Genomic DNA, 7,853 nt, shown 5'->3' on the forward strand with positions numbered 1-7,853 from the left:
CCACTGGAGTGGCGCGCTCCCAGCGAAGACTATGAGCGCCACTGGAGTGGCGCGCTCCCAGCGAAGACTATGAGCGCCACTGGAGTGGCGCGCTCCCGGCGGGCACGCTTGCACGCCCCCTGCCTCGCCGGTATAAGCGCGCTTCCTTCGGCGGCCGGGCCCATAGGGCATTGCCTCGGCTGCCAACCGTAACCCTTTGAAAAGGAAAGAAAATGCCCAAAATGAAGACCAAGAGCGGGGCGAAGAAGCGGTTTCGCTTCACCGCCACCGGCAAGGTCAAGCACGGCGTCGTCGGCAAGCGCCACGGCATGAGCAAGCGCGGCAACCGCTTCCTCCGCCAGGCCACCGGCATGGAAATCGTGTCTGAGCCGGATACCCGCATCATCAAGCGCAACTTCTTCCCGTACGAGAGGTAGGCCATGGCACGCGTCAAGCGGGGCGTGACCGCACACGCTCGTCACAAGAAGGTCCTGAAGCTCGCCTCGGGCTACCGCGGCCGCGCCAAGGCGGCGTTCCGCGTCGGCATCGAGAAGGTCGAGAAGGGGCTGCAATATGCCTACCGCGACCGGCGCAACAAGAAGCGCACGTTCCGCGGCCTGTGGATCCAGCGCATCAACGCCGCGACGCGCGAGCATGGCATGACCTACTCGCAGTTCATGAACGGCATCCTGAAGGCCGGCATCGAGGTCGACCGCAAGGTCATGGCCGACCTGGCCGTGCGGGAACCGGCAGCGTTCAAGGCTTTGGTCGAACAGGCCCAGGCCGCCCTCAAGTAGAGTCCGGCGGCGTCGCGGAAGGGACCAGGGATGAGCGGGCGGGACGCCCGCGGTCCGGGCGGGCGGGACGCCCGCGGTCCAGGCGGGCGGGACGCCCGCGGTCCGGGCGGGCAGGATGCCCGCGGTCCAGGAGAACGGCGCCGAGGACAGAGATCGCAGGGAGGGAGCCTGGACCGCAGGCTCCCTTTTTTCGTGTTCGTTTCGGAGTGAGCTCGCATGACCGATCTTTCGACGATCCGCGACGAGGCGCTGGGCGCCGTGCAGCGCGCCGCCGACCTCGCCGCCCTCGACGCCGCGCGCGTGGCGGCGCTCGGCAAGAAGGGCAGCGTCACCGGCCTGATGAAGACCCTGGGCGGGCTCGCCCCCGACCAGCGCAAGGAATTCGGCGCCCGTGTGAACCAGCTCAAGGGCGAGATCGAGGTCGCCCTCGAGGCGCGCAAGTCCGCGCTCAGCGCCTCGGCGCTCGCCGCGAAGCTCAGCAACGAGCGCGTCGATGTCAGCCTGCCGGCGCGGCCCGAGTTCGCCAGTGCGCGCGAGGGCACGCTGCATCCGGTCGGCCAGGTGATGGACGAGCTCGCCGCGATCTTCGGCGAGATGGGCTTCACCTGGGCCGACGGGCCGGACATCGAGGACGACTGGCACAATTTCACCGCGCTCAACATCCCGCCCGACCATCCGGCGCGCCAGATGCAGGACACCTTCTACCTGCCGCCGCGCGCCGACGGCACGCCGATCGTGCTGCGCACCCACACCTCGCCGGTGCAGGCCCGCACCATGCTCGACGAGCTGGTGCAGAAGATGCTGCACGACGGCGGCTCGCTGCGCGTCATCGTGCCCGGCCGCACCTTCCGCATCGACAGCGACGCCACCCACACGCCGATGTTCCACCAGGTCGAGGGGCTGGTGCTCGACCGCACCACGCACATGGGCCATCTCAAGGGCTGCCTGGTCGATTTCTGCCGCGCCTTCTTCGAGGTCGACGACCTGCCGCTGCGCTTCCGCCCGTCCTACTTCCCGTTCACCGAGCCGTCGGCCGAGGTCGACATCGGCTGCTCGTGGAAGGACGGCGAGCTCCGGATCGGCGCCGGCGATTCGTGGCTGGAAATCCTGGGCTCGGGCATGGTGCATCCCAACGTCATCCGCAATTGCGGGCTGGATCCCGCGGTGTACCAGGGCTTCGCCTTCGGCATGGGCATCGACCGCATCGCCATGCTGAAGTACGGCATCCCCGACCTGCGCAGCTTCTTCGACTCCGATTTGAGATGGCTGCGCCATTACGGCTTCTCCGCCCTGGAGTCCGTCCGATGAAATTCACCCTGTCCTGGCTCAAGGAGCATCTCGACACGCGGGCGGACCTGGCCGAGCTGCGCCATGGCCTCACCATGCTTGGCCTCGAGGTCGAGGGCGTGGAAAACCCCGCCGAGTCCCTGAAGGGCTTCGTCGTCGGTCATGTCGTCGAGGCGGCGCAGCATCCCAACGCCGATCGGCTGCGGGTCTGCAAGGTCGATACCGGCTCCGGCACGATCGTGCAGGTCGTGTGCGGCGCGCCCAACGCACGCACCGGCATGAAGGGCATCTTCGCGCCGACCGGCAGCTACATCCCCGGCACCGGCCTCACGCTCAAGGCGAGCAAGATCCGCGGCGAGGAGAGCAACGGCATGCTGTGCTCCAGCCGCGAGCTGCAGCTCGGCGACGACCACAGCGGCATCATCGACCTGCCGGCCGACACGCCGACCGGCACGCCGGCGGCCGAGGCGCTCGGCCTCGACGACGTGGTGATCGAGATCAAGGTGACGCCCAACCGCGCCGATTGCCTGGGCGTGCACGGCATCGCCCGCGATCTCGCCGCGGCCGGCCTCGGCACCCTGAAGCCGATGAAGGCCGACAAAGTCGCCGGCACGTACCAGTCGCCCATGAAGTGGACGCACGGCTACGAGCCCGCGCCCGACAGCCCCTGCCCGATCGTGGTCGGCCGCCATTTTCGCGGCCTGAAGAACGGCCCCTCGCCCGACTGGCTGCAGCGCCGCCTGAAGGCGATCGGGCTGCGGCCAATCTCCGCCCTGGTCGACATCACCAACCTCGTGACCTACGACCTCAACCGGCCGCTGCACGTGTTCGATGCGAGGAAGCTCGCCGGCGACCTGGTGATGCGCCAGGCGCGCGACGGCGAGCAGACGCTGGCGCTCGACGGCAGGACCTACGCGCTCGATCCGTCGATCGCGGTGATCGCCGATGCCAAGGGCGTGCATGGCATCGGCGGCATCATGGGCGGCGAGGATACCGGCGTGCGCGACGACACCACCGAGGTGTTCCTCGAGGTCGCCTACTTCGATCCGATCCGCACGGCGGCCTCGGGCCGCAAGCTCGCCATCCAGTCGGACGCGCGCTACCGCTTCGAGCGCGGCATCGACCCCGAGTCGGTGTGGTGGGGCGCCGAGGTGGCGGCCCGCCTGGTCCTCGAGCTGTGCGGCGGCGAGACCAGCGAGGTGGTGTCGAGCGGCGTCATGCCCAAGTGGCAGCGCAGCTACGAGCTGCGCATCGACCGCGTGAAGACCCTGACGGGGATCGACGTGCCGGCCGGCGACACCGCGAGCATCCTGACCAGGCTCGGCTACAAAGTGCACGGCAACGGCCCGTGGACGGCCGAGGTGCCGTCGTGGCGCCCCGACGTCATCGGCGAGGCCGACCTCGTGGAGGAAGTGACGCGGGTCTACGGCTTCGACAACATCCCGACCACGTCGCTGCCGCGCCTGTCGCCGATCTCCAGGCCGGTGCGCAACCCGCGCCAACGCCGCGTGCCGCAGGCCCGGCGCGCGCTGGCGGCGCGCGGGCTGAACGAGGCGGTGACCTGGTCGTTCCTGCCGCGCGCCCAGGCCGAGCGCTTCGGCGGCGGCGGCGCCGATCTGCGCCTCCTGAACTCGATCGCGTCGGAACTCGACACGATGCGGCCCTCGATCCTGCCCAACCTGATCGAGGCGGCGCAGCGCAACGAGGCGCGCGGGCTCGCCGACCCGGCCCTGTTCGAGGTCGGCCCGACCTACAAGGACGCGACGCCGACCGGCCAGCAGGCGGTCGCCGCCGGCATCCGCCACAAGAAGGCGGTGCCGCGCAACTGGGCCGGCCCGCCGCGCGACGTCGACGCCTTCGACGCCAAGGCCGATGCGCTGGCCGTGCTCGAGGCGATCGGCGCTCCGGTCGCGACCATGGTCGCGACCAGCCACGCCGGCATCGGCCCCGGTCAGGGGCGCGAGGGCAGCGGCGGCGCTCCAGGGCGCGCGACGGACGGCGCATCGGGGCGTGAGGGCGGCGGCGCTCCGGGCCGCGCGGCGGACGGCGCGCCGAGCTGGTACCACCCCGGCCGCTCCGGCGCGATCAAGCTTGGCGACCGGGTGATGGCGTGGTTCGGCGAGCTCCATCCCGAGATCGTCGCGGCGGCCGACCTGGCCGGCCCGGTGGCCGCCTTCGAGGTCTTCCTCGACGCCCCGCCGCTGCCCAAGCCCAAGGCGACCAAGGCGCGGCCCAAGCTCGTGCTCTCGGCCTTCCAGCCGCTCGAGCGCGACTTCGCCTTCATCGTCGATGCTGGAATCGAGGCCGAACGCCTGGTGCGCGCCGCCCGCAACGCCGACAAGACGCTGATCACGGCGGCCCGCGTGTTCGACGTCTACGCCGGCAAGGGCGTCCCCGACGACAAGAAATCGATCGCGCTCTCGGTGACCCTGCAGCCCGTCGACCGGACGTTGACCGACGCCGAGATCGAGGCGGCCAGCGCGAAGATCGTCGCCGCCGTCACCAAGGCCACGGGCGCGGCGTTGCGAGGGTAGGAATGTTGGGAGCGCACTCTTCGCTGGGAGCGCGCCACTCCGATGGCGCTCATCCTCTTCGTGTTCGACGTACCATGAGCGCCACTGGAGTGGCGCGCTCCCAGCAATGAGGCGCCACTGGAGTGGCGCGCTCCCAGCAACGAGGCGCCATCGGAGTGGCGCGCTCCCAGCCATGACCTTTGGGTTGCCATGACCGACCTGTCGCTGTTGCGCAATTTCTCGATCATCGCCCATATCGACCACGGCAAGAGCACGCTGGCCGACCGGCTGCTGCTGCGCTGCGGGGCGGTGACGGAGCGCGAGTTCCACGACCAGATGCTCGATTCGATGGACATCGAGCGCGAGCGCGGCATCACCATCAAGGCGCAGACGGTGCGGCTCGAGTACCAGGCGCTCGACGGCAAGACCTACATCCTCAACCTGATGGACACGCCGGGCCACGTCGACTTCGCCTACGAGGTCAGCCGCTCGCTGGCCGCCTGCGAAGGCTCCCTTCTCGTCGTCGACGCCAGCCAGGGCGTCGAGGCGCAGACCCTGGCCAACGCCTATCACGCGATCGACGCCAACCACGAGATCATCCCGGTCCTCAACAAGATCGACCTGCCTTCGGCCGAGCCCGACCGCGTGTGCAAGGAGATCGAGGACGTGATCGGCATCGACACGTCGGAGGCCGTCAAGGTCTCGGCCAAGACCGGCCTCGGCATCGACGACCTGCTGGAGGCGATGGTGCGCCGCCTGCCCGCCCCCACGGGCGACCGCAACGCCCCGCTGAAGGCGCTGCTGGTCGACAGCTGGTACGACCCCTACCTCGGCGTCGTCACCCTGGTGCGGGTCAAGGACGGCACGCTCCGGAAGGGCCAGCGCATCCGCATGATGGCGGTCGGCGCCTCCTACGACCTCGACAAGGTCGGCGTGTTCACGCCCAAGCCCAGGGACGTGGCCGAGCTGGGGCCGGGCGAGATCGGCTTCATCATCGCCGGCATCAAGACCATCGCCGACTGCAAGGTGGGCGACACCATCACCGACGACCGCAAGCCCGCCGCCGAGATGCTGGCCGGCTTCAAGCCCTCGGTGCCCGTGGTGTTCTGCGGCCTGTTCCCGGCCGACGCCGCCGAGTTCGAGTCCTTGCGCGAATCGCTCTCCAAGCTGCGCCTCAACGACGCCTCGTTCCACTTCGAGCCCGAATCGAGCGCCGCGCTGGGCTTCGGCTTCCGCTGCGGCTTCCTGGGCCTGCTGCATCTCGAGATCATCCAGGAGCGGCTGGAGCGCGAGTTCGACCTCGACCTCGTCACCACGGCGCCGTCGGTGGTCTACAAGATCACGATGGACGACGGCACGGAGCGCGAGCTGCACAATCCGGCCGACTACCCCGACCCCTCGCAGATCGCCAGCATGCAGGAGCCGTGGATCAAGGCCACGATCATGACTCCCGACGAGCATCTCGGCGCGGTGCTGACCCTGTGCCAGGAGCGGCGCGGCCAGCAGATCGAGCTCACCTACGCCGGCTCGCGCGCCATGGCGGTCTACCGCCTGCCGCTCAACGAGGTGGTGTTCGACTTCTACGACCGCCTGAAGTCTGTGACGCGCGGCTACGCCAGCTTCGACTACGAGATGCTGGGCTACGAGGAAGGCGACCTGGTCAAGCTCACCATCCTGGTCAACGGCGAGCCGGTCGACGCGCTCTCGATCATCACCCACAAGAACCAGGCCGAGCAGCGCGGCCGCGCGCTCTGCGAGCGCCTCAAGGACCTGATCCCGCGCCAGCTCTTCAAGATCGCCATCCAGGCCGCGATCGGCGGCCGCATCATCGCCCGCGAGACGATCAGCGCGCTGCGCAAGGACGTGCTCGCCAAGTGCTACGGCGGCGACATCAGCCGCAAGAAGAAGCTCCTCGAGAAGCAGAAGAAGGGCAAGAAGCGCATGCGCCAGGTCGGCGACGTCGAGATCCCGCAGTCGGCCTTCATTGCCGCGCTGAAGATGGACAGCCGGTAGCAGTCGCCGCCGCGGCACGGCGGCGACTGCAAAAAGGTGGCGGCGAAATTCCCTGTTCCAAATGTAAAGGGCCCGGCGGGATTGGCCGAAAATGCCGATGCCATCGGCATCTTTCTCGCCGCCGCCCTGCCGGAGCAGGGAATCGAAGCAGGGATTTGCTCGCACCTGAGCAGGGATTTGCGAGCACCATATCAGGGAACTTCCTGCACCGGAGCAGGGACCCGCCTCCCAAGCCGACCTCCGGCCCATGCAATTAGTTCCGTCGCTCATGCTCTTCCGGACCGCGGGCGTCCCGCCCGCTCTTCTCATGAGCGGGCGAGACGCCCGCGGTCCGCATGAGCCCCAAAACAGAACGACCCCGCATTCCTGCGTTCGGTGCGTTCGCTGCGTTCGGCGCCTTTCGAATCAAGGAGTTGGCCGAACGCAAACAACCATTCGGCAGTGCCTCTTGCGTTCGGGCCGCGGTTTTGCGTTCGGGGGTCATCCGACGCCCGCTCCCTGAAGTGGCCGTGGGGATTCGATCCCGATACTTGCGTCCGTTGCGTCCGTGCGTCACTGGCTCTTTGGAAATCAACAACTTGCCGCCGATTGCTCGCAATCCCCTTTGCGTCCGGTCGCGTCAGGGGGCTCCTTTGCGTGAGCCTCTGCGGTGCGAGAACAGACCCGACGACCACGGTGATCCCTCCAGACAGACTGATCCACGCCTGGAGTAGCGTCCCCCGACTTCCGCGATAACCCCGCCTGGCCGGCCTGGCTCACCTTTGCAGCCACTGCCCGTGCAATTAATTGCACTCGACAACGCAAGCGTCATCGCCCGACGCCACAGCGCCGAACCTCCTCCATCCGATTCTCGCGTCACCCGTGGTCCAAGCTAGCCCGCGAATCGAGAACCGCAAGCCCTCCCAGCTACGACAGCCCACCCCGACTCCGCCGCCGACGCGGCCGCCCGCCGCCACCAATGTACGAAGGCGCCTCCGCCACCCCGCCCCGCCTGCCGATCCACAGGAAGACTACGCCGAGCACGAAAAACGCCAGCACCGCCGGCACCGCCAGCACCGGCCCGACCACCGAACTCCACAGCGCCCCCGACAGATGCCGCTGCACCGCCCCCTCCGCCCGGTTCAGGGACCCGATGGAGAGCTGCGACCACAGCTCGCCCAGCCCGAACAGGTGGAACGAGCCCTCGCTCCACCACGCGAGCCCATCGTGCACGACCACCGCAACCGCCATGGCGAGCAGCAGCCAACCGAGCGCCCGGAACAAC

6 protein-coding genes are annotated in these 7,853 nt (G+C 68.8%); 5 read left to right on the forward strand and 1 reads right to left on the reverse strand.

The features are described from left to right. Positions 1–212: 212 nt before the first annotated feature. The 5 genes from rpmI (at position 213) to lepA (ending at position 6,589) form a co-directional block, all read left to right on the forward strand. The gene (gene rpmI, locus AB7O82_RS35550; protein ID WP_395711749.1) at positions 213–416 is read left to right on the forward strand and encodes a 50S ribosomal protein L35; all 204 of its coding nucleotides are present in this window, start codon (positions 213–215) and stop codon (positions 414–416) included. A 3-nt stretch (positions 417–419) separates the two neighbouring features. Further along, complete coding sequence (gene rplT, locus AB7O82_RS35555) at positions 420–776, forward strand: 50S ribosomal protein L20 (protein ID WP_428621612.1); 357 nt, start codon at positions 420–422, stop codon at positions 774–776. A 216-nt stretch (positions 777–992) separates the two neighbouring features. Then, positions 993–2,084 (forward strand): phenylalanine--tRNA ligase subunit alpha, encoded by a 1,092-nt coding sequence (gene pheS / locus AB7O82_RS35560; RefSeq protein WP_428621613.1) that lies wholly within the window; start codon positions 993–995, stop codon positions 2,082–2,084. Beyond that, the gene (pheT, locus tag AB7O82_RS35565; RefSeq protein WP_428621615.1) at positions 2,081–4,597 is read left to right on the forward strand and encodes a phenylalanine--tRNA ligase subunit beta; all 2,517 of its coding nucleotides are present in this window, start codon (positions 2,081–2,083) and stop codon (positions 4,595–4,597) included. The genes pheS and pheT overlap by 4 nt, the downstream gene beginning before the upstream one ends. Before the next feature lie 189 nt (positions 4,598–4,786). Beyond that, positions 4,787–6,589, forward strand: a complete 1,803-nt coding sequence (gene lepA / locus AB7O82_RS35570; RefSeq protein WP_428553220.1) for a translation elongation factor 4 — start codon at positions 4,787–4,789, stop codon at positions 6,587–6,589. A 906-nt stretch (positions 6,590–7,495) separates the two neighbouring features. On the opposite strand, the gene AB7O82_RS35575 is transcribed toward lepA, so the two are convergent. Continuing rightward, positions 7,496–7,853 (reverse strand): hypothetical protein (locus tag AB7O82_RS35575; RefSeq protein ID WP_428621617.1); only part of this gene is annotated, 358 nt, incomplete at its 5' end.

This window comes from Reyranella sp. (assembly GCF_050185545.1).
GTDB lineage: Bacteria > Pseudomonadota > Alphaproteobacteria > Reyranellales > Reyranellaceae > Reyranella.